At 73.6% G+C, this 19,445-nt stretch carries 19 protein-coding genes and 1 tRNA gene; 3 read left to right on the top strand and 17 right to left on the bottom strand.

All coding sequences use genetic code 11. The features are described from left to right. Positions 1-108: 108 nt before the first annotated feature. Both ACFVFQ_RS16060 and ACFVFQ_RS16055 read right to left on the bottom strand, forming a co-directional pair. A complete protein-coding gene (locus ACFVFQ_RS16060) occupies positions 109-1,386 on the bottom strand; it encodes a hypothetical protein (protein ID WP_383415312.1) in 1,278 nt (425 codons plus the stop codon). Beyond that, on the bottom strand, positions 1,386-1,805 hold the full coding sequence (locus tag ACFVFQ_RS16055) for an SsgA family sporulation/cell division regulator (protein ID WP_383415309.1): 420 nt from the start codon (positions 1,803-1,805) through the stop codon (positions 1,386-1,388). Before ACFVFQ_RS16055 ends, ACFVFQ_RS16060 begins: the two co-directional genes overlap by 1 nt. A gap of 614 nt (positions 1,806-2,419) precedes the next feature. Here ACFVFQ_RS16055 and ACFVFQ_RS16050 point away from each other — a divergent pair. Next, positions 2,420-2,493 (top strand) — tRNA-Lys (locus ACFVFQ_RS16050). A 34-nt stretch (positions 2,494-2,527) separates the two neighbouring features. On the opposite strand, the gene ACFVFQ_RS16045 is transcribed toward ACFVFQ_RS16050, so the two are convergent. Both ACFVFQ_RS16045 and ACFVFQ_RS16040 read right to left on the bottom strand, forming a co-directional pair. After that, a complete protein-coding gene (locus ACFVFQ_RS16045; protein WP_383415306.1) occupies positions 2,528-2,812 on the bottom strand; it encodes a hypothetical protein in 285 nt (94 codons plus the stop codon). Further along, positions 2,796-3,161, bottom strand: coding sequence for a hypothetical protein (locus tag ACFVFQ_RS16040; RefSeq protein WP_383415303.1), 366 nt, complete (start codon positions 3,159-3,161; stop codon positions 2,796-2,798). Before ACFVFQ_RS16040 ends, ACFVFQ_RS16045 begins: the two co-directional genes overlap by 17 nt. Positions 3,162-3,470: 309 nt before the next feature. Between ACFVFQ_RS16040 and ACFVFQ_RS16035 the strand changes: the two genes are divergently transcribed. Then, positions 3,471-4,250: an HAD-IIA family hydrolase gene (locus ACFVFQ_RS16035; RefSeq protein WP_383415301.1), complete on the top strand. Its 780-nt coding sequence runs from the start codon at positions 3,471-3,473 to the stop codon at positions 4,248-4,250. A gap of 95 nt (positions 4,251-4,345) precedes the next feature. Here the strand turns inward: ACFVFQ_RS16035 and ACFVFQ_RS16030 are convergent, their stop codons facing one another. The 8 genes from ACFVFQ_RS16030 to ACFVFQ_RS15995 form a co-directional block, all read right to left on the bottom strand. After that, positions 4,346-5,422 (bottom strand): 2-aminoethylphosphonate ABC transporter substrate-binding protein, encoded by a 1,077-nt coding sequence (locus ACFVFQ_RS16030; protein ID WP_383415298.1) that lies wholly within the window; start codon positions 5,420-5,422, stop codon positions 4,346-4,348. Between the two features lie 62 nt (positions 5,423-5,484). Continuing rightward, positions 5,485-6,282, bottom strand: coding sequence for an ABC transporter permease (locus ACFVFQ_RS16025; protein WP_383415295.1), 798 nt, complete (start codon positions 6,280-6,282; stop codon positions 5,485-5,487). Then, positions 6,269-7,237, bottom strand: coding sequence for a 2-aminoethylphosphonate ABC transporter permease subunit (locus tag ACFVFQ_RS16020; RefSeq protein ID WP_383415293.1), 969 nt, complete (start codon positions 7,235-7,237; stop codon positions 6,269-6,271). Before ACFVFQ_RS16020 ends, ACFVFQ_RS16025 begins: the two co-directional genes overlap by 14 nt. Then, positions 7,230-8,396, bottom strand: coding sequence for an ABC transporter ATP-binding protein (locus tag ACFVFQ_RS16015; RefSeq protein ID WP_383415290.1), 1,167 nt, complete (start codon positions 8,394-8,396; stop codon positions 7,230-7,232). The genes ACFVFQ_RS16020 and ACFVFQ_RS16015 overlap by 8 nt, the downstream gene beginning before the upstream one ends. Before the next feature lies 1 nt (position 8,397). After that, entirely contained in the window at positions 8,398-9,144 is a 747-nt protein-coding gene (locus ACFVFQ_RS16010) for a phosphonatase-like hydrolase (protein WP_383415287.1), read from the bottom strand. Beyond that, entirely contained in the window at positions 9,138-10,259 is a 1,122-nt protein-coding gene (locus tag ACFVFQ_RS16005; protein WP_383415282.1) for a TIGR03364 family FAD-dependent oxidoreductase, read from the bottom strand. The genes ACFVFQ_RS16010 and ACFVFQ_RS16005 overlap by 7 nt, the downstream gene beginning before the upstream one ends. 318 nt (positions 10,260-10,577) lie before the next feature. After that, a complete protein-coding gene (locus ACFVFQ_RS16000; protein ID WP_383415279.1) occupies positions 10,578-11,363 on the bottom strand; it encodes a GntR family transcriptional regulator in 786 nt (261 codons plus the stop codon). A gap of 112 nt (positions 11,364-11,475) precedes the next feature. Then, positions 11,476-12,690, bottom strand: coding sequence for an ROK family protein (locus ACFVFQ_RS15995; protein ID WP_383415642.1), 1,215 nt, complete (start codon positions 12,688-12,690; stop codon positions 11,476-11,478). 48 nt (positions 12,691-12,738) lie between these two features. On the opposite strand from ACFVFQ_RS15995, the gene ACFVFQ_RS15990 reads away from it, so the two are divergent. Then, on the top strand, positions 12,739-13,863 hold the full coding sequence (locus ACFVFQ_RS15990; RefSeq protein ID WP_383415276.1) for a Gfo/Idh/MocA family oxidoreductase: 1,125 nt from the start codon (positions 12,739-12,741) through the stop codon (positions 13,861-13,863). A 753-nt stretch (positions 13,864-14,616) separates the two neighbouring features. Here the strand turns inward: ACFVFQ_RS15990 and ACFVFQ_RS15985 are convergent. The 5 genes from ACFVFQ_RS15985 to ACFVFQ_RS15965 form a co-directional block, all read right to left on the bottom strand. Continuing rightward, entirely contained in the window at positions 14,617-15,474 is an 858-nt protein-coding gene (locus ACFVFQ_RS15985) for a fumarylacetoacetate hydrolase family protein (protein WP_383415273.1), read from the bottom strand. Positions 15,475-15,612: 138 nt separating this feature from the next. After that, a complete protein-coding gene (locus ACFVFQ_RS15980) occupies positions 15,613-16,608 on the bottom strand; it encodes a YidC/Oxa1 family membrane protein insertase (RefSeq protein WP_383415271.1) in 996 nt (331 codons plus the stop codon). A gap of 269 nt (positions 16,609-16,877) precedes the next feature. After that, positions 16,878-17,183 (bottom strand): DUF6412 domain-containing protein, encoded by a 306-nt coding sequence (locus tag ACFVFQ_RS15975; protein WP_383415268.1) that lies wholly within the window; start codon positions 17,181-17,183, stop codon positions 16,878-16,880. A gap of 208 nt (positions 17,184-17,391) precedes the next feature. Continuing rightward, positions 17,392-18,915, bottom strand: coding sequence for a sodium:solute symporter (locus ACFVFQ_RS15970; RefSeq protein ID WP_383415265.1), 1,524 nt, complete (start codon positions 18,913-18,915; stop codon positions 17,392-17,394). Then, on the bottom strand, positions 18,912-19,142 hold the full coding sequence (locus ACFVFQ_RS15965) for a DUF3311 domain-containing protein (RefSeq protein ID WP_383415262.1): 231 nt from the start codon (positions 19,140-19,142) through the stop codon (positions 18,912-18,914). Before ACFVFQ_RS15965 ends, ACFVFQ_RS15970 begins: the two co-directional genes overlap by 4 nt. Positions 19,143-19,445 lie beyond the last annotated feature (303 nt).

Genomic DNA, 19,445 nt, shown 5'->3' with positions numbered 1-19,445 from the left:
GCGTGCAGTCCGGCGGCCGTGCGCGGGCGCGAGCTGTCGCCTCCAGGCCGCCGAGGTGCTCGGCGCCCCCGGGCGCCCCCGGGCCCCGGGGATGCCCGGGCCCTAGAGTCAGGCGGCTGCTTCCCTGACGGGGTCTGGGGACGGGGCGGCGGCGGTTTGGACTAGGGCGGTGTAGGTGCGGCGGAGGGCGATGAGGGATTCCTGGGCCTCGCGGTAGACGGCGGCGTCGGGGCCGCCGCGGTGGGCGAGGGTGCGGACGGGGGCGCAGTGGCGGTCCATGGCGCTGAGCCAGGCGCGGTGTTGGGCCGGGAGGTGGCGGCGCAGGTGTTGGCGACGGCCCTCGCCGAGGCGGCGGCCGCCGATGCCCAGTACGGCGTCCGCGGCCTGGAGTACCGGCGGTTCCAGGGCGCCCTGTTCGGCCAGCGCGCCGAGGACCGCGCGCTGCTGGTCGGTGGCCGGGGCGGCGGCCAGTTCCGTTGCCTCGGAGTGGAGTTGGGCGCGCAGGGCGTGCTGGATGCGGACCAGGCGGCGCAGCGCCGTCGGGGTCGAGGAGTCGTCGGGGGCGCGGCCGGCCAGGGTGTCGGCGAGGCGGAAGAGCCAGATGCCGTGCGCCTCCAGGCGGGTCGCGGCGAGCATCAGCCGGTCCAGGCGGCTGAGCGGCTGGCCTTCCGGGGCCCAGCGGACGATCGGCACCAGCTGTTCGGTGCGGGCCAGTTGGTCGATGGGGATGTGGCGGCGCGGTTTGCGTTCCGGGGCCCAGTTGTGGAGCGCGAGGGTGGGCAGGGCGACGAACTGGTCGTGGTCGATGCGGTGCGCGATGGCGGACCAGAGTTCGAGGAACGCGTCGTTGGCGACCTCGCGGGCGGCCGGCGCCTGCGGGTCGAGGGCGCCCCAGCCGCAGGAGACCGCGATGACCGCGACGCGCATCGCGGCGGCCTCGGCGTTGCGGGGCGAGAGGCGGGAGACGCGCTGCCGCAGGGCGGCCAATTCATCGGCGCGGTCGGCGCGTTCGATGACGGCGACGGCGGTGGCACGGTCGGGCGCGACGGCCGCTGCGCGGGCCATCGCGTCCAGCCGGGTCCAGGTGCCGATCATGGAGCGGACGGGCGGCCGCTCGGGGAGGAAGCCGTGGGCGCACGGGTCGTGCGGTGCCGGGGCGCCGGACGCGTCGCAGTCGGCGGCCGCGGTGTCGGCCGCGTCCGTGGAGCCGGGGCTCGTGCCGTTCGGGCCGCCCTGGACGGGGATGCGGACGGCGGGGTCGGCGTCGGCCCGGGCGGCCAGGGCGCGTGCGGCCGTCGGGGCACCTGGGGTGCCCGTTGCGGTGGTGGGCGTCGCGCGTATCGCGGGGCGGGCGTCGGGCGTCGTCGTCATGGGAGTGGGAGTCATCAGCACTTCCCCGCAAGCAGGCGGGCCAGGTGGGCGTCCATATCGAGATAGCGGTCTTCGTGGCCGGGCGGGACGATGGCCGCGGTCTGCTCCAGCCAGGCGGTGAGCTCCGTCGCGCGCACCGTCAGCTCGCAGACGCTGTCGTCGGTGGCGAGCTCGATGTGTACGCGGCGGGGTGCCGCGGCGCGGCGGGCGGGCCACACCCGTACGTCGCCCTCGCCGACCTCTTCGTACAGCCCGCCGAGCAGCAGGTCGCGGGCGAACAGCCAGGTGGCGACCGCCTCGCCGCGACTGAGGAAGGCGACCTCGACCTCGTAGGGGCGATCGCTGCGGTAGCCGAACCGGCCGGCCACCGGAACCGTTTCGTCCGGCCCGAGGAGGAGCTGCATCTCAAGGGTGCGCTTGGCTGTCGACACCACGACGATCAACCTTTCCGAAGAGGGGCGAGTCCCGGGGCCCCGGGTCGGGGCTCGCGTCCTAGCAGACGTCGGCTTGCGGGATGGGGTTGCAGGTGACGGCGGAGTAGTGATGGACGCCATGATCCGCGGGGGAAGGGCGGGCGGGGGTCCGGGCTCCCGGTCGGGCGGGGGGTGGCGTGCGCGGTGCCGGGTGCGGGGTGTCCGGGGACCGTCATGCCACATCTCCTCCGGGCCGACTGCTCGTGGGGCCGTGCGCCCCGGCGTCGGCCCGCCGCGCCCCGGCGCTGGCGTCAGCCTCTCAACTGGCAGGAGATACCGCATGTTGACGGGGCAACTGTTGCGCTACGGCTACGAACTCGATCTTCACAGACCAATTCGGGCGCGACGGCAGGCAAAGGTCCCGAGGTGGCAGGACCTTCGCCCCGGGCCGGAGGGGGTGTTGATGAGATAGGGGGCGGGGAGAGGAAGGCGGGGTGCAGTTGGGGTGGTGGCGAGTGGTGGGGCGGGAGGGGCGAGTGCGAGGTGGCGGGGATCACATGAGGTGGGGGCGTGGGTGGGGCGTTCTTGGGTACGGACCACCCTCGGAGTTCGTGTAGAGTTTTCTTCGTCAGCGCGCGCCGCTAGCTCAGTTGGTTAGAGCAGCTGACTCTTAATCAGCGGGTCCGGGGTTCGAGTCCCTGGCGGCGCACGTAGGACTGAGGCCCCTCGCATCGCGGGGGGCCTCAGTCGTGTTGTGGTTGCGGTGCGGTGTCGCGGGGCGGTGGGGGTCCGGTGGCCGGGGCGTGGTCCACGGTGGCGTCGCCGGTCGGGGGCAGGAGCGCGGGGCTGCTGGTCAGTGGTGCGGGGGCGCCGCCGCAGAGCCAGCACGCGAGCAGGAGGGCGGCCCAGGCGACGCCCCAGAGGGGCCGGGGGGAGGGTCTCCGTTGGCGTTGTGTCGCGGCGTCCGTCGAGGTGCCCGCCTGCTCGGTGGGCGTGGGGGTGGCCCGTCGTTCAGTGTTCGTCGGCACCGTCGCTCCCGTGGCGTTCGCGGCGGAGGCGGAGTCTGAGGCGGAGCAGTTGGCCCGCGATGACCAGGATGGCGCCGCCCGCCAGGACGAGGGCGACGGCGGAGGTGCTGCTCAGTTCGCGGCGGGCGACGGCCCGATCCGGTACGAGGTGGGTCCGGGCGGGCGGGGTGAGGGCCAGGTGTGTCCCGGTGGGGAAAGTGGCCCGGGTGCCGTGGGCGGGGGCGGCCGGGGTGGCGGTGACGGCGGTCTGGGTGGTGTGGGTGCCGGGTCCGTCGTCGGCGTACGCGGGAGCCGTCGTCACCGCGCACGCCGCGACCGCGGCACAGAGTGCGAGTTGCGGTGAGCGCATGGTGTACCTCCGGTTACTCCGAAGGTCCGCCGGTCCGCCGGTGGGCGCATCCGGGGCGGTGCGGGGCTGCGCCGATCGGGTGGGCGGGGGCCCCGACGGCGGAGGTCTCGCCGCTGACCGCTTGCGCGGAGGGGGCGGTCGGACTCCGTGCTTGCCCGCTCGTGCGCCGTCGGTTCTCCCCCAACGCGGGCGGGTCGGGCGGGGGCCGCGTTTTCGCACGGTGTGCGGGCGGATCGCACGGTGTGCGGGCGGATCTTCGGGGCGTCGCTCCCATGGCATGTGAGCTGGGGCGCCTCTTACGGTAGGGCCATGACTGAGCGCAAGCCCATCGAATCGTGGCTCACCGATATGGACGGTGTGCTGATGCACGAAGGCGTTCCCGTGCCGGGCGCGGATGCCTTCATCAAGAAGCTCCGGGATTCCGGCCGTCCTTTTCTGGTGCTCACCAACAACTCGATCTACACGCCGCGGGACCTGCACGCCCGGCTCAACCGGATCGGGCTGGACGTGCCGGTGGCGAACATCTGGACGTCGGCCATGGCCACGGCGACGTTCCTGGACACCCAGCGGCCGGGCGGTACCGCCTATGTGATCGGGGAAGCGGGCTTGACGACCGCCCTGCACGACGCGGGGTACGTACTGACCGATGTCGATCCGGATTTTGTGGTTCTGGGTGAGACGCGGACGTACTCGTTCGAGGCGTTGACGAAGGCGATCCGGCTCATCAACGGGGGTGCGCGGTTCATCGCGACGAACCCGGACAACACCGGTCCGTCGCCGGAGGGGGCGTTGCCGGCGACCGGTTCGGTGGCGGCGTTGATCACCAAGGCGACGGGGAAGGAGCCGTACTTCGTCGGGAAGCCGAATCCGTTGATGATGCGCCATGCGCTCAATGTCATCGGGGCGCACTCGGAGACCTCGGCGATGATCGGTGACCGGATGGACACCGATGTGTTGGCGGGGTTGGAGGCCGGGATGGCGACGTTCCTGGTGCTGACGGGGCTGACGTCGGCTCACGAGGTCGACACCTATCCGTTCCGGCCGACGAAGGTGGTGGACTCGATCGCCGATCTGGTGGATCTGGTCTGAGCCGAGAGCGGGCGGCCCGGCGGGGCGGGACGGTCGGGTCGGGGCGGGGCCGGAGCCGGGGGGCTCAGCTCCGGCCCCGGAGAGGGCAGCTGGGGTCAGCTTCCGGTGGCCGTCCGCCAGGCGTTGACGTAGGTGTCGAGGTTCTTGCTGATGTCGTTCCAGTCGGGCTGGAAGACGTCGACGCCGTTCATGATCTTGGCGAGGGCGGTGGCGTTGGCGTCGGTGGGGTGGACGTCCTTGCGGGCGGCGAAGCCGCCGCCGACGGCGGAGACCTCCTCCTGGACGGGCTTGCTGAGCAGGTAGTCGAGGAACTTGCGGGCGCTGGCGGCGTGCGGGGCGCCCTTGACCAGGCCGGCGGCGTAGGGGAGGGCGAAGGTGGTGGGGCGGGCGCCGGTCTTGCCGGCGGGGAAGAAGATGCCCTGGTGGGGCATGGTCTTGGTGTTGGCGTAGTTCATCTGGACGTCGCCGTTGGCGACGAGGAGTTCGCCCTTGTCGGTCTTGGGGGCGAGTTGGCCGGTGGAGGAGGACGGGCCGACGTTGTTGGCCTGGAGCTTCTTGAGGAAGTCCATCGCGGGGCCCTGGCCGCCGAAGTCGTGCAGGGCCTTGATGAGGACGGCGGTGCCGTCGCCGGCGACGCCGGGGGTGGAGTACTGGAGCTTGCCGGCGAAGCGGTGGTCGGTGAGGTCCTGCCAGGTGGCCGGGGGCTTGGCCAGTTCCTTCTTGTTGTAGATGAAGCAGAAGTAGTTGTTGACGACGGAGACCCACTTGCCGCCCGGGTCCTTGTCGGCGGCGGCGACTTGGTCGGAACCCTGGGGGCGGTAGGTGTCCAACAGGCCCTTGCCGTCGGCCTGTTGGACGAAGGGCGGCAGGGTGACCAGGACGTCGGCCTTGGTGTTGGTGCGTTCGCGGGCCAGGCGCTGGACGGCGGCGCCGGAGCCGGACTCGACGTAGTTGACCCTGATGCCGGTCTGCTTCTCGAAGTCCTTGAAGACCTTGTCGTAGAAGCCGTCGCCCTTCTCGCTCTTGAGGCCGTCGGCGCTGTAGACGGTGATCTCCTTGGCGTTGGGGTCGGCGGCGGAGGCGCCGCAGGCGGTGAGGGGGCCGGCCAGGGTGAGGGCGGCGGCGCCGGCGAGGAGCGGGCGGGACAGGCGGCGGGGCGGGCGACTGGGCATGGCGGGGGCTCCTGGAACGGGTCGCGGGAGGAGGGGAGTTGGGGGGCGGGGGTGGTGCTCGGCTAGCGGTAGGTGGCCCTGGTGCGGAGGCGGGAGACGCCGAGGAGGACGAGCAGGGTGGTGGCCATGAGGACCACGGCGAGGGCGGCGCCGGCGAAGAGGGCGCCGCGGTCGGTGGCGGCGAAGATCTGGACGGGCAGCGGCATCCAGTCCGGCGGGTAGAGCATCATCGTGGCGCTCAACTCGCCCATGGACAGGGCGAAGCACAGGCCCGCGGCGGCGGTCAGGGACGGCAGCAGCAGGGGGAGTTTCACCCGCCACAGGACGTAGGCGGGGCGGGCGCCGAGGCCGGCGGCGCTCTGCTCGTAGGCCGGGTCGAGGCGGGCCAGGGCGGCGGTGACGGACTGGTAGGCGAACGCGGTGACCAGCACGGTGTGGGCGAGGACCACGATCTGTGGGGTGCCGTTGAGGAGGAACGGGGGGCGGGAGAAGGCGACGAGGAGGGCGAGGCCGACGACGACGGAGGGGACGGCGACCGGGAGCAGGAAGAGGGCGTCGAGGATCCGGCGGGCGCGGCGACCGAGCCGTTCGGCGGCGAGGGCGGCCCAGGTGCCGACGGTCAGGGCCAGCGCGCTGGCGGCGAGGGCGGTGAGCACGCTGGTCAGCAGGGCGGTGAGGGCGTCGCCCTGGGCGATGTCCTGATAGTGCGTCAGGGTCAGGCCGGAGGGGAGGGCGCCGCTCCAGCCGCCGGCGACCGAGGCGGTGGCGAGGACCAGCAGGGGGAGGGCGAAGACCGGGACGAAGAGGAGGGCGAACGCCGCCCAGATGAGCCGGCGGGCGGCTGCGCTATGCACGAGCACGGTCGGCGCCTCCTGCGGCGAGGGCGGGGACGGGGGCGGTGCGGGCCGGGGTGGGGGTGTTCTTGGCGGGGGTCCGGGGGGAAGTGCGACGGGTGGTGCCGGTGGTGCGGGACATCACCGTCCGGTAGAGGGCGTAAAGGGCCACGGAGAGCGCGATGTTGAGGACCGCGACGACGCAGGCGCCGGTGTAGTCGCCGTCGAGGATCGCCTTGGTGTAGACGAGCATCGGCAGGGTGACGACGTTCTTGGCGCCGGTGAACAGCACGATGCCGAACTCGTTGAGGCACAGCACCAGGACGAGGGCGCCGCCGGCGGCCAGCGAGGGCAGCGCCTCGGGCAGGATCACCGTCCGCACGATCCGCCAGGGGCGGGCGCCCAGCGAGCCGGCGGCCTCCACCTGGGCGGTCTCCACCTGGGAGAACGCGGCCAGGAGGGGGCGCATCACGAACGGTGTGAAGTAGGTGACCTCGGCGAGCAGCACGCCCCAGGGGGTGTGCAGGAAGTCCAGTGGCCCGTGGGCGGCGCCGGTGACGTCGGTCCAGAGGCCGTTGGCGATGCCGACGGTGCCGTAGAGGAAGAGCAGGGCGAGGGTGATCAGGAAGGAGGGGAAGGCCAGGAAGATGTCGATGAAGCGGGCCAGTGCCTTGCCGCCGGGGAACGGGACGAAGGCGATGACCAGGGAGAGCGCGAGGCCCAGGAGGAGCGCGCCGAGGGTGGCGCCGACGGCGATCAGCACGGTGGTGGTGAGCGCGTCCTGGAAGGAGGTGGCGGTCAGCACCGTGGTGTACGGGGCGGCGGAGGGGCCGCCGCCGTCCTCGGGGGTGAGGGACTGGCGGACCACCAGGGCCAGCGGGTAGAGGAACACCACGGCCAGGGCGGCGATCGGCGGCAGGGCCCAGAGGGCGGCGGTGCGGCCGGGTCGGGGGCCGGCCTGGAGGGTGGCGCGGTCAGGCATCAGGGGCTCCGGCGTCCGCGGGGCCGGTCGGGGCGGGGAGGTCGGCGGGGAGGAGGACGGCGTCCTCGGGGGCGAAGTGCAGGGCGAGTTCGGTGCCCAGCGGCGGGGGGTCGCGCAGTTCTCGCAGGTCGGCCAGGACGCGGTGGCCGTCGACCGCGACGTACAGCCGGTGGGTGGCGCCGCGCCACTGGACCTCGGTGACGGTGCCGCGCAGGGTGTTGCCGCGGCCGTCGGGGGCGGCGCGGAGGCCGAGCAGGTGCGGGCGGACGCAGAGGGTGGCGGTGGCTCCTGGGGCCGCGTCGCCGGTGGGGACGGTCAGGTGGCGGCCGGCGAACTCCACGCCGCCGGCGCGCACGGTCACCGGCAGCAGGTTGGCGGTGCCGACGAAGGAGGCGGTGAACGTGGTGCGGGGGCTGCGGTAGAGGGCCTGCGGGGTGTCGCACTCGCGCAGCCGGGCGGATTCCAGGACGGCGATCCGGTCGGCGAGGGTGAGCGCCTCCACCTGGTCGTGGGTGACGTAGAGGAGCGAGAGGTCGGGCAACTCGCGGTGCAGGCGGGCGAGTTCGGCGAGCATGCCGGAGCGGAGCTGGGCGTCGAGCGCGGAGAGCGGCTCGTCGAGCAGCAGCACGCCGGGGCGGATGGCCAGCGCGCGGGCGATGGCGACGCGCTGTTGCTGGCCGCCGGAGAGTTCCCGGGGGTGCCTCTCGGCGTGGCCGGCCATGCCGACCATCTCCAGGGCCTCGGCGACCCGGCCGGGGATCTCGGCGCGCGGCGCCTTCTGTGCCTTGAGGCCGAAGGCGACGTTCTCGGCGACCTTCATGTGCGGGAAGAGCGCGTACTGCTGGACGACCATGCCGATGCCGCGCCGGTGGGGCGGCAGGTCGGTGACGTCCCGGCCACCGATCAGGACGCGACCGGAGACCGGGCGGACGAAGCCGGCGACGGCCCGTAGGGCGGTGGTCTTGCCGGAGCCGGACGGGCCGAGGAGGGCCATCACCTCGCCTGGTTCGACGGTGAGGTCGAGGGAGTCCAGGACGGTGTGTTCGTGGTGGCGGCCGTAGGCGACGGTGACGTGGTCGAAGCGGATGCCGGAGGCCGGCGGGGGCGCGGCTGGTGCGTGTGGGGCGGGCGGGGCGGGGGCCATGGCAGGTGCGGGCATCTCACACCACCCCCAGCAGGGCGGGTAGTTCGGCGAGGGAGTCCAGGACGTGGGTGGCGCCGGCGGTGCGGAGCCGGTCGGCGTCGTGGGCCCCGGTGAGCATCCCGGCGACGACGGTGGCGCCGCTGCGGCGGCCGGAAATCATGTCGTGGGAGGTGTCGCCGGCCACCGCGATCTGCGCGACGTCGTCGGCGGCGCCGGTGCGCAGCAGGGCGGCCAGCACCATGTCGGGGTAGGGGCGGCCGCGGCCGCCGGCGTCGGCCGGGCAGAGGGTGAGGGCGACCAGGTCGCGCCAGCCGAGGGCGTCGAGGAGGGCGTCCTGGGTGACCCGGGCGAAGCCGGTGGTGAGGACGACGGTGCGGCCGGCTTTCTGCAGGGCTTCGATGGCGTCGCGGGCGCCGGGGACGGGGGCGACGTGTCCGTCGTCGATCAGGGCGCCGTAGGCGGACTCGAAGGCGCGGTTGGCGCGTTGGGCGGCCTTCTCGGTGGCGGCCGGATCGCCGCCCGGGTCGGCGAACAGGTGCCGGAAGACGGAGATCTTGGACTCGCCCATGGTGGCGCGGACGTGGGCGAGGTGTGCGGCGTGCGCGGGGCTGCCGGGCTCGACGCCCATGTGGCGGGCGGCGGCGTCGAAGGCCCGCTCCACCAGGCCGCCGTCGGCGACGGTGGTACCGGCCATGTCGAGGACGACCAGCCGGGTGTCTTCGGGGCGCGCGGGGCGCGTGGGGTGCGTCAACGGGCTCACCATCCCAGGGTGTTGGCGGTGGTTTCGGCGATGGCCGGGGAACAGGTCATGCCGCGACCGCCGGGTCCGGTGACCAACCAGGCGCCGTCGGCGACCTGTTGGCGGTGGACGACGCGGCCGGTGTCGGTGCACTGGGCGTAGACGCCGGCCCAGCGGTGGCGGATGCGGGGCAGCGGGCGGCCCAGGAGCGTCTCGACGACGCCGGTGAGGTGTTCGTAGGGCTCCTCGACGGTGTCGAAGGCGAACGGCGTCTCGTACTCGTGGGTGTCGCCGATGGTCAGGCCGCCGTCGGCGCGCTGGACCATCAGCAGCTGCATCTTGTGGGCGGCGGCGGTGGGGGCCTGCGGCTGGCCGGCGTTGAGGGCGTCGAGGGCGTCGCCGCGGTAGGCCGGGTAGTAGCGGAAGCTGTCGGCGTCGGCGAGGGAGGTGGTCAGCGCCTCGCCGAGCGGGTCGGTCTGCATCATCTGCAGCCGCACCCGGCGCACCGGCAGGTCGGGGGCGAGCTCGCGGACCAGCCCGCCGAGCCAGGCGCCGGTGCACAGCACCACCGCGTCGCCGTGGTGCGTGACGCCGTGGTCGTCACGGACGGCGCGGTCGCCGACCACCTCGCGGACCTCGCGGCCGCCGAGGTAGGTGTACCGGCCGGACGCCAACAGGGCCTCTTTGAGGGCGCGTTGGGCGACCCGGGGTTCGACGGCGGCATCCCGTTCGCACCACAGGGCGCCGGTGAACTCGCCGCGCAGCGCGGGGTTGCGGGCGCGGGCCTGGTCGGCGTCGAGGTAGCGGTAGCCGCGGGCGGCGGCGTCCGGGCGGCGGGTGGCGGCCTCGGCGACGGCCCGTTCGGCGTCGTTGCGGACGACGGTGAGCGAGCCGATGGCGCGGAAGCCGATGCCCGGGACGCGGGCGCCGATGGCCTCCCAGAGTGCGCGGGCGCGCAGCGCGGTGTCCAACTCCTCGCCGCCGGCGCGGCCGCTGACCCAGATCTGCCCGAAGTTGCGGACCGAGGCGCCGCGGGCCTCGGCCTCCCGCTCGATGTGGAGGACCTCGTGGCCCCGTTCGACTGCCTGCCAGGCGTGCATGGTTCCCAGCACGCCGGCTCCGACGACTATGACTCGCATGCCCCAGACGGTCGCGGCGGCGGGTGACTCACGGGGGAAGGTTCGGCGTCGCGTCGGTTAACAGCCCTTCAAGGTTGGCCTAGACCCGTTATTGTTTTGTGATCTGTGGGTGGTGGTGGCCGGGGCTGCTTGTGGGTGGCGGTCGGCACTTCCGGGGAGTGGTCGGGGCCGCTTGCGGATGGCGGTCGGCACCTCCGGTTGCGGGTGGTGGTCGGCAAGTCCGGTTGGTGGCCGGCATGTTCGGGTAGCGGCCGGCGCTGCTGGGTAGTGGTCTGCAAGGGGCCCACCCGCCCCCTACGGGCCCAACCCCCCATTCCCCTAAGGGCCTTCGCCCCGCCCCCCGCCCCCGTTCCCGAGGTGGGTGGTGAAGGAGAACCGGTCGCCCCGGTAGAGCGAGCGCACCCGCTCCAGCGGGCGCCCCTGGGTGTCCCGGGACCAGCGGTGGATCAGCAGCATCGGCAGCGCACCGGGCGTGCCGATCAGCAGCGCCTCGCGCGGGGTGGCCAGGACGGTCTCCAGGCGCTCGTCCGCGTCGCCGAAGCCGATGCCGAGCCGCTCGTGGAGGTAGGCGTAGAAGGACGAGTCCGGCTCGAAGTCGACCGCCAGGTCCGGGGCCCGGTCGACCGCGACGTAGGTGCTCTCCAGGCCGACCCGTTCGTCGTCGGCGAGCAGCACCCGCTCCAGGTGCCAGACCGCGTCGCCGGCGGCGAGCCCGAGGTCGCGGGCGAGCGCCGGCGGGCTGGGGAAGCGGTCGAGCGAGACCAGGTGCCGGCCGGGCGTGCGGCCCTGGCGGCGGACGCCCTCGGTGTAGCTGGCGAGCGAGAGCGGCTGCTCCATCTTGGGCCCGGCGACGACCGTGCCACGCCCCAACCGGCGCAACCGCCCCTCCAGCACCAACTCCCGCAGCGCCTGGCGCAGCGTCTCCCGGGACACCTCGAACCGCAGCGCCAGCTCGCGCTCGGCGGGCAGCGGTTCGCCCTCGCCCAACTCGGCCAACAAGGCGGCGATTTCGACCTTTGCCGCGTAGTACTTGGGGATGCGTCCGTGCTCGGGGACGCCGGACCGGATGGGTGCGCCAGGATCCTGGCCGTACGGGAACTCCACCCGGCGATCTTCGCACCAGCGGCGCCCCGGGGAGCGCCGCCCCGACGCGCCCCGATGCGTGCGACCGCCCGCTACGCGCCCCGGGGCGCGCGGCCGCCCGCCAACGGACCCGCTAACGGAACAGTCCGCCCAACACCAGCTCCGCCGCGCCGTCCGCGACGACCCGGGACCCACCCCGGGCCAGCGCCACCGGCACCGCGGGCGCGCCCCCGCGGCCGTCGCCGGACGCCGCCCCCGGCCGGCCACGCAGCGCCGCGTGCTCGGCGAGGACCGCGGCCACGCCGTCCCGGAAGCACTCCGGGTGCGCGAGGACGGTGCGGCCGCCGAGCAGCACCCGGTCGACGTCCAGCAGCTCGACGAGGTTGGCCGCGGCCACCCCCAACACCCTTGCCGCCCGCGCCAGTTCACCGCGGTCCACCGCCGCCAGGCACAGCGCCTCGACGCAACCGCGCCGCCCGCAGCCGCACGGCGGCCCGTCCAGCTCCACGACCTGGTGGCCGAACTCGCCGGCGCCGGTGTGCGGCCCGCGGTAGAGGCCGCCGCCCAGGACCAGTCCGGCGCCGAGCCCGGTCCCCAGGTGCAGGTAGGCGAACGAGGCGCCGCCCTGCCCCGGCGCGCGGCCGAGGCCGAGGGCCGCCGCGTTGGTGTCCTTGTCGACGACGACCGGCAGGCCGAGGCGGTGCGCCAGCGCGTCCCGCAGCGGGAAGCCGTCCCACCGCGGGGCGCCGGTGACCTGCCGCAGCACGCCGGTCACATGGTCCAGCGGCCCCGGGCAGGCCACCCCCGCGCCGAGCACCGGCGGGCCGTCGGCGGCCGCCCGCAGCGCCGCGACCTCGTGCGCGACGGCGTCCAGCACCACGTCGGCGCCGGCGCCGAAATCCAGCGGCGCGCGGCGGACGGCGACCGGCCGGCCGGCGAGGTCGGCCAGCACGCAGGTCAGCTCGTCGCGGTCCAGGTGGACGCCGACGGCGTGCCGGGCGCCGGGGACCAGCCGCAGGACGGTACGCGGCTTGCCGCCGGTGGAGGCCCGGCGGCCCGCCTCGGCGACCAGGCCGTCGGCCCGCAGCCGCGCGGTGATCTTGCTGACCGCCTGCGGGGTGAGCCCGGTCCGCTCCGCCAGCTCCAGCCGGCTCACCCCCTCCTCCCCCGCGGCCCGCAGCAGCCCCAGCACCAGGGCGGCGTTGTGCCCGCGCAGGGCGAGGAGATTGGCGCCGGGCACGGGCGAGGCCCGGGCGGCCTCGGGCGCCGCGACGCCGGCCGGCCGGATACCGGTCTGCGGGCGCTCGGACCCGCCCTCAGGAACGTTGCTGCTGCTCACGCCCTCCATTCTCCGCACTGCTTGCACTTTCGCAACGCCGTTGCGAAAGTGGTGCGCATGAGCGCCCCCGAAGCCCGCACCGCCACCGCGTCCCGCACCGCCCCCCTCCGCGTCGGCCTGATCGGCTACGGCCTGGCCGGCTCCGTCTTCCACGCTCCGCTGATCGCCGCCACCGACGGCCTGCGGCTCGACACCGTCTCGACCCGCAGCCCCGAACGGCAGGCGCAGGCCCGCGCCGAACACCCGCAGGTCCGCACCGTCGCCACCGCCGAGGAGGTACTGGCCCGGGCCGCCGACGGCGCGCTCGACCTGATCGTGCTGGCCTCGCCGAACAAGACGCATGTCCCGCTCGCCACCGCCGCGTTGGAGGCGGGCACCGCGGTCGTCGTCGACAAGCCGCTGGCCGCCACCGCCGCCGAGGCCGAACGCCTCGCCGCGCTCGCCGACCACCGCGGACTGCTGCTCTCGGTCTTCCAGAACCGCCGCTGGGACAACGACTTCCGCACCGTGCGCCAACTCCTCGCGGACGGCGCACTCGGCGACGTGCAGCGCTTCGAGTCCCGCTTCGAACGCTGGCGGCCCCAACCCAAGGGCGGCTGGCGCGAGTCCGGCGACCCGACGGAACTCGGCGGCCTCCTCTACGACCTCGGCAGCCACCTCGTCGACCAGGCCCTGGCCCTCTTCGGCCCGGCACTCTCCGTCTACGCCGAGACCGACATCCGCCGCCCCGGCGCGGAGGCCGACGACGACACCTTCCTCGCGCTCACCCACGCCGGCGGCGTCCGCTCCCACCTGTGGGTGAGCGCCACCGCCGCCCAACTCGGCCCGCGCTTCCGGGTCCTGGGCAGCCGGGCCGGCTACGTGAAGTACGGCCTGGACCCCCAGGAGGCCGCCCTGCGCGCCGGCCTCCGCCCCGGCACCGAGGGCGAGGCGGACGCGTGGGGCGTCGAACCGGAGTCCTGCTGGGGTCGCCTGGGCGCCGGCGAATCCCCCCTGACGGGGGGTGGCTCACCCGTGCCTACGCTTCCGGGCGACTATCCCGCGTACTACGCCGGCGTCGCGCACGCGTTGCGGAGCGGCGGTGAACCGCCGGTTTCCGCGAGGGAGGTGGCGCGGTCGCTGCGCGTCCTGGAGGCGGCGAGGCGCTCCGCGGAGACGGGGGCTAGCGTGACGCCCACGTAGTTGGCTTTCCCGCCGTGCGGGTTGCTGTTGTTTGCGCCTGGCGGCGCTGGCCGATCCGCTGCGCGGGGCGGGGCGACTTGTTGTCCGCTGCGCGGGGCGGTGCCGCGGGGCGGGCCTCAGCCCACGTCGTCGGCTTCCCCGCCGTGGCGCCTGCGGCGCTGGCTGGTTGTCCGCTGCGCGGGGCTGTCGGGGTGCGGTGACGGTCCTCCGGGGTGGGGGTGCCAGACTGCTTCGCTTTACGTCTGGCACCCCCACCCCTCCGGCCCGCCCCCTCCCGTGGGCGGGTGGGAAAAAACGGTGGGTGCCACGTCCTGCCGGTGGGCCCACTCAGGCCGGTGGGGCAATCCGGGCTGGTGGATCAACTCGGGTACCAGCGGGTCAACTTGGGCAGCTGGGTTAACTCGGGCCGCTGGGTTGAACGGTGACCGTCAGCGGACGAGTACGCGTGAGCCTGCGTGTTGACCGTCAGAGGACGGGCGCCCCCAGCCACCGAGCGGCGACCGTCAGGGGACCACAAGGACCAGCCCCCACCCAGGGAAATCCACCCCTCAACGGGAGGGGACGGGTCGGAGGGGGCGGTAGGCCAGACGTAAAGCGAAGCAGTCTGGCCTACCGCCCCCGGAGGCCCGTCACCGCACCCAACAGCCCCGCGCAGCGGACACAAGTCGCCCCGCCCCGCGCAGCGGATCGGCCAGCGCCGCAAGGCGCAAACAACAGCACCCCGCACGGCGGGAAAGCCAACAACGTGGGAAGCTAAGCCAAGCGCAGCGCCTGGCATTGGCGCCCCAGCCCATCAACCTCCAGTTCCACCACATCCCCCGCCCGCAGATACGGCTTGGGTTCGGGGTGGCCCATGGCGACGCCCGCCGGGGTTCCGGTGTTGATTACGTCGCCCGGGTACAGGGTCATGAACTGGCTGACGTAGCGGACCACTTCGGCCACCGGGAAGATCTGCTCGGCGGTGGTGCCGTTCTGCTTCAGTTCGCCGTTGACCCAGAGGCGGATGCCGAGCGCCTGCGGGTCGGGGACCTCGTCGGCGGTCACCAGCCAGGGGCCCAGCGGGTTGAACGTCTCGCAGTTCTTGCCCTTGTCCCACTGGCCGCCACGCTCGATCTGGAAGGCGCGCTCGGAGACGTCGTGTGCGACCGCGTAACCGGCCACCGCCGCCAGCGCCTGCTCGTGGGTGTCCAGGTAGCGGGTGGTGCGGCCGATGACCACCGCCAACTCCACCTCCCAGTCGGTCTTCACGCTGCCGCGCGGGATCAACACCGGGTCGTTGGGGCCGACGACGGTGTCCGGGGCCTTCATGAAGAGGATCGGCTCCTCGGGGGTGGCGGCCCCGGTCTCCCGCGCGTGATCGTGGTAGTTCAGCCCGATGCACACGATCTTGCCGATCCCGGCGACCGGCGGGCCGATCCGCAGCCCGTCCGCGTCGAGCGCGGGCAGGTCGCCGGCGGCCGCGGCGGCCCGGATCCGGGTCAGCGCGGTATGGTCCGCGAGCAGTGCGCCGTCGATGTCCGTGACCAGGTCCGACAGGTCCCGCAACGCGCCGTCCGCATCGAGCAGCGCCGGGCGTTCCGCCCCCACCGTTCCGACACGCAGCAGCTTCATCGTCACAACTCCCGTGGTCGAAGGGTCGGTCGGGGGAGGGTCCCCCAGACCGGCCGATGGGGGACGGCCATCGAGCGATTCGGCCGATCGTCCAAGAACGGGGTCCACTCCGCAAGACCCCGTTCACGGACTGGACCGTTACTGAGAGGTAGTAACGATCGGCCCGGAGCCCTTTCCGCCCCGGTCCGCGTCGGCCGGCTTAGCCGACCGGGACTCCCGCGCCGCGGTGTTGGCCCGGGCCCGCGCCGCCCGCTGTCGCGCGGCCCGGCTCTTCGGCCCGCCCGACCGCGACGAGGCACGGCGCGCCGGCTTCCCCTGGGCGTCGCCGGTCGCCTGCGGCCCCTGCGGCGTCCCGGGGGCGTCCTGGGCGACACCGCGGTCGGGCTCAACGGCGGCGCCCCGCACCGACTTCCGCCGGGTGGCCGGCGTGCGGTCCCGGTGCAGCAGGGCCCGCTCGCAGGCCGTCCACGTCGTGGTGGTCACCACGTAGAGCCCGGCGGCCAGCGGCACCACCGCGAGGGTGATCAGGGTGCCGAACGACAGCAGCGGCATCAGCTTGTTCAGGGTGCCCATACCGGGGGTCGCGGTGTTCGCCGCGGTGGTCGGGGCCGCGGCCGCCGCTGCCTTGGCGCGCCGGTAGTTCCAGGTGGCCACCGCCGTGATCACGGCGAACAGCGCGAGGTAGACCAGCCCTTGGGGGCCGGCCACCCCACCGTCGGCGAGCGCCTGGCGCCAGGTGCCGCCGAGCGGGGCGCCCAGCAGCGTATGGCTGAGCAGGGTGCCGTTCCCGGTGGAGAAGAGGTAGTACATCACGAAGAAGACCGGGAGTTGGAGCAGCGTCGGCAGGCAGCCGGCCAGCGGCGAGGAGCCGTTCTTGGCGTACAGGTCGGCCGTCGCCTGCTGGAGCCGTTCGCGGTCGCCGCGGTACTTGCGTTGGAGGGCGGCGACTTGGGGGGCGAGGGCGGCGCGGGCCTTCTCGCCGCGGGCGGCCGCCCGGGCGAGCGGGTGCAGGGCGGCGCGGACGCCGAGGGTGAACAGGACGATGGCGGCGGCGGTGGCCGCACCGCCGAAGAGCGGTTCGATGACCTCGGCGGCGCGTTCCAACACCGCGCCGAGGATGGTGAAAACGGACATGGCTGAGCCCTCCACGGGTCTCGTCGTGCCGAAGGGAAGGAAAGACGGCAGGACGAACCGCGCAGACCCGCGCCGACGCAGGAGCATTACGGGACGGACGGTTGGGCGGATGGGCGGATGGCTGATCCGCGTAATCCGTGCAACCTGAGGAGTCCGAGCAATCCCTGAAGTGTCCGGTGGAGTCCGGTACTTCGCATCCGTACGCCTACGGCTCCCTGCACGCGTACGCGTGCTGGTGCGTGGGTGGCGTACGGAAACGCGTCGGGGCGCTACGCGGTCGTCGGGAGGGCGCGGCCGGGAGCTCGGGGGCGCGGGCGACCCGCGGCGTCGGGGTCGCGTTGGGACAGGAAGGCCGTGCGGCGCTCTCGGTCGCGGATGGCCGTGCGTATGCGGCCCGGTGGTACGGGGCGGGCGGTGGCGGCCAGGGCGAGGGCGCTGCACAGCAGCAGCACCGCGGCGGTGGTCGCGGCGACGGCCAGCGTGGTGGTCAATCCGGTCTGCGCGAGCAGGAGTCCGGCGAGCAGGAAGAACAGCGCGCTGGTGTAGAGCCGCCAGGCATCGGCCATGCGGAACATCCGGCTTCCCCCCTCCGCGCTCCCCCGCGCTTCGCGACCGACGCCTCAGCGGTCGTCGGTCTGACCGTCCGTTCCAGGGTAACCGTACGCACGAGCGATCACGACCGTCCGTTCGGGATTTCACTCTTGACGGTGAGGGGGCGGCCGCCGGGGCGCCGGGCGAGAGCCTGGCACCACGGCGGCCGAGGAACGAGCGGGCGCGGGCCGGTCAGCCCGAGGGCACCCCGGCCCCGGCCCCGGCCTCGTTCTCGACCCTGGGGAACTCGTCGTCCAGCGCCAGGACTTCGGCGTCCGGGCGGTCGTCGGCGCGCTCCCGGGGGCCGAGCCAGGTCACCGCGAGGGCGACCGCCACGTTCAGCGCGAGGCCGACGATGCCGGCGTTCATGCCCCAGATCGGGTCGTGGCCGCCGAAGACCAGGACGCAGACCAGGGCGAAGCCGGCCGCCAGGCCGCTCACCGCCGCGTACATCGTCAGGCGTCGCCACACCAGTCCCAGCAGCAGCATCGGCACCAGTTGCGCCATGCCCTCGTACGAGATCAGGGAGAGGCGGACCAGGGTGTTGGGGGCGGTGTAGGTGAGGAGCAGCGCCAGGCCGCCGGCGGCGACCACGACGATCTGCGACCAGAGTTTCTGACGGGACGCCAGTTTCGGTACCGCGCCCAGCACGCTGCGCCCCCACATGGTGCCGATGACCAGCATGAAGACCGCCATCGGCACGATCGAGGAGAGTGCGGCGGCGACCCCGATCACGCCGACCGCCCAGGCCGGCAGGGAGTCCACGACCAGTTTGAACAGCGCCAGGTTGGAGCCGGCGCCGCTCAGGCCGGGGACGACGAACAGCGCCGCCAGCCCCAGCAGCATCGGCACGAACAACAGGACGTTGTAGAAGGGCAGATACATGGCGTTGCGGCGGAGCGCGTCGGCGTTCCGGGCGCCCAGGTAGCCGGCCACGGTGGTCGGGAAGATCACCACCGTAAGGGAGTTGATCACGGTGGTGGTGATGAACCAGGACTGGCCCAGGCCGCCGGAGGCGTGGCCGGGGAAGGTCAGCCACTGCGGCTTCTCGGCCACGATCCGGTCCAGGAAGGGGCCGTAGCCGCCGAAGTAGTGCAGCGGGACGTAGACCGCGAGGAAGCCGAGGGTGACGATGACCAGAATGTCCTTGAGGACCGACACCCAGGCGCTGCCGCGCAGCCCGCTGACGACGACGAACGCGGTGGTGACCGCGAAGCCGATGAAATAGGCCCAGTTGAGGCTGATCGCGCCGTAGGAGATGGTCGAGACGACCACGCCCATGCCGGTGATCTGGAGCTGGATGTAGGGCAGCAGGCAGACGGTGGCGAGGACGGCGACGGCGGCGCCGAGCCAGGGCCGGCGGTAGCGGTGGGCGACGATGTCGGTGATGCCGACCAGGCCGTGGCGGCGGGCGTAGGCCCACAGCATCGGGCCGACGACATAGCCGATCGCGTAGCCGCAGGACATGTAGGCCAGGACGTAGAGGACGGGGGCACCGAAGTTGTAGCCCCAGCCGGCGGCGCCGAGGTAGCTGAAGCTCGTGTAGCTCTCGCCGGCCATCAGCACCCAGATGAAGACGGTGCCCAGGCTCCGGCCGCCCACCGACCACTCGGTGAGCCCGCCGCCGGCACCCCGGCCGCGGACCGCGAGCAGCCCGAGGGCGACGGTCAGCACCATGAACCCGGCGAAGATCGCGGTGGCGACGGTGGCGTTCACCCGCGGCCCCCGCTCGACGCCTCGCCCCGGCCGTGGCCGCGCCGCAGGTCACCGCGGCGCGCCAACCAGACCGCAAGCGGCGTCAGCAGGGTGGCGAGCAGCATCCAGAAGAACAGGAACGGCAGGCCGAGGACGGTCGGGGTGACCCGGTTGACGAGCGGCAGCACCACCAGGAACAGCACATAGGGCAACAGCAGCCACAGCGCTGCGCTTCGCCGGCGCCCCACGTTTTCGGCTTTCCCGCCGTGGGTCGAATTTTGCACGTCGGCCCACGATAGTCGCTGCGCTTGGGCTGCTTCCCACGTACTTGGCTGTCCCGCCGCGCGGGTGGCTGTTGTTTGCGCCTTGCGGCGCGGGTGGTGTCGTCGGCGTTTCCGCTGCCTTTCCGCTGCCCTTCCGCTGCCTTTCCGCTGCGCGGGGGCCAGGCCGACTTGTCTTGTCCGCTGCGCGGGGCTTTTGGGGTGCGGTGACGGTCCTGCGGGGTGGGGGTGCCAGACTGCTTCGCTTTACGTCTGGCACCCCCACCCCAC

This window comes from Streptomyces sp. NPDC057743 (genome assembly GCF_042798755.1).
GTDB lineage: Bacteria > Actinomycetota > Actinomycetes > Streptomycetales > Streptomycetaceae > Streptomyces.
This window is presented reverse-complemented; position numbering and strand designations above follow the sequence as displayed.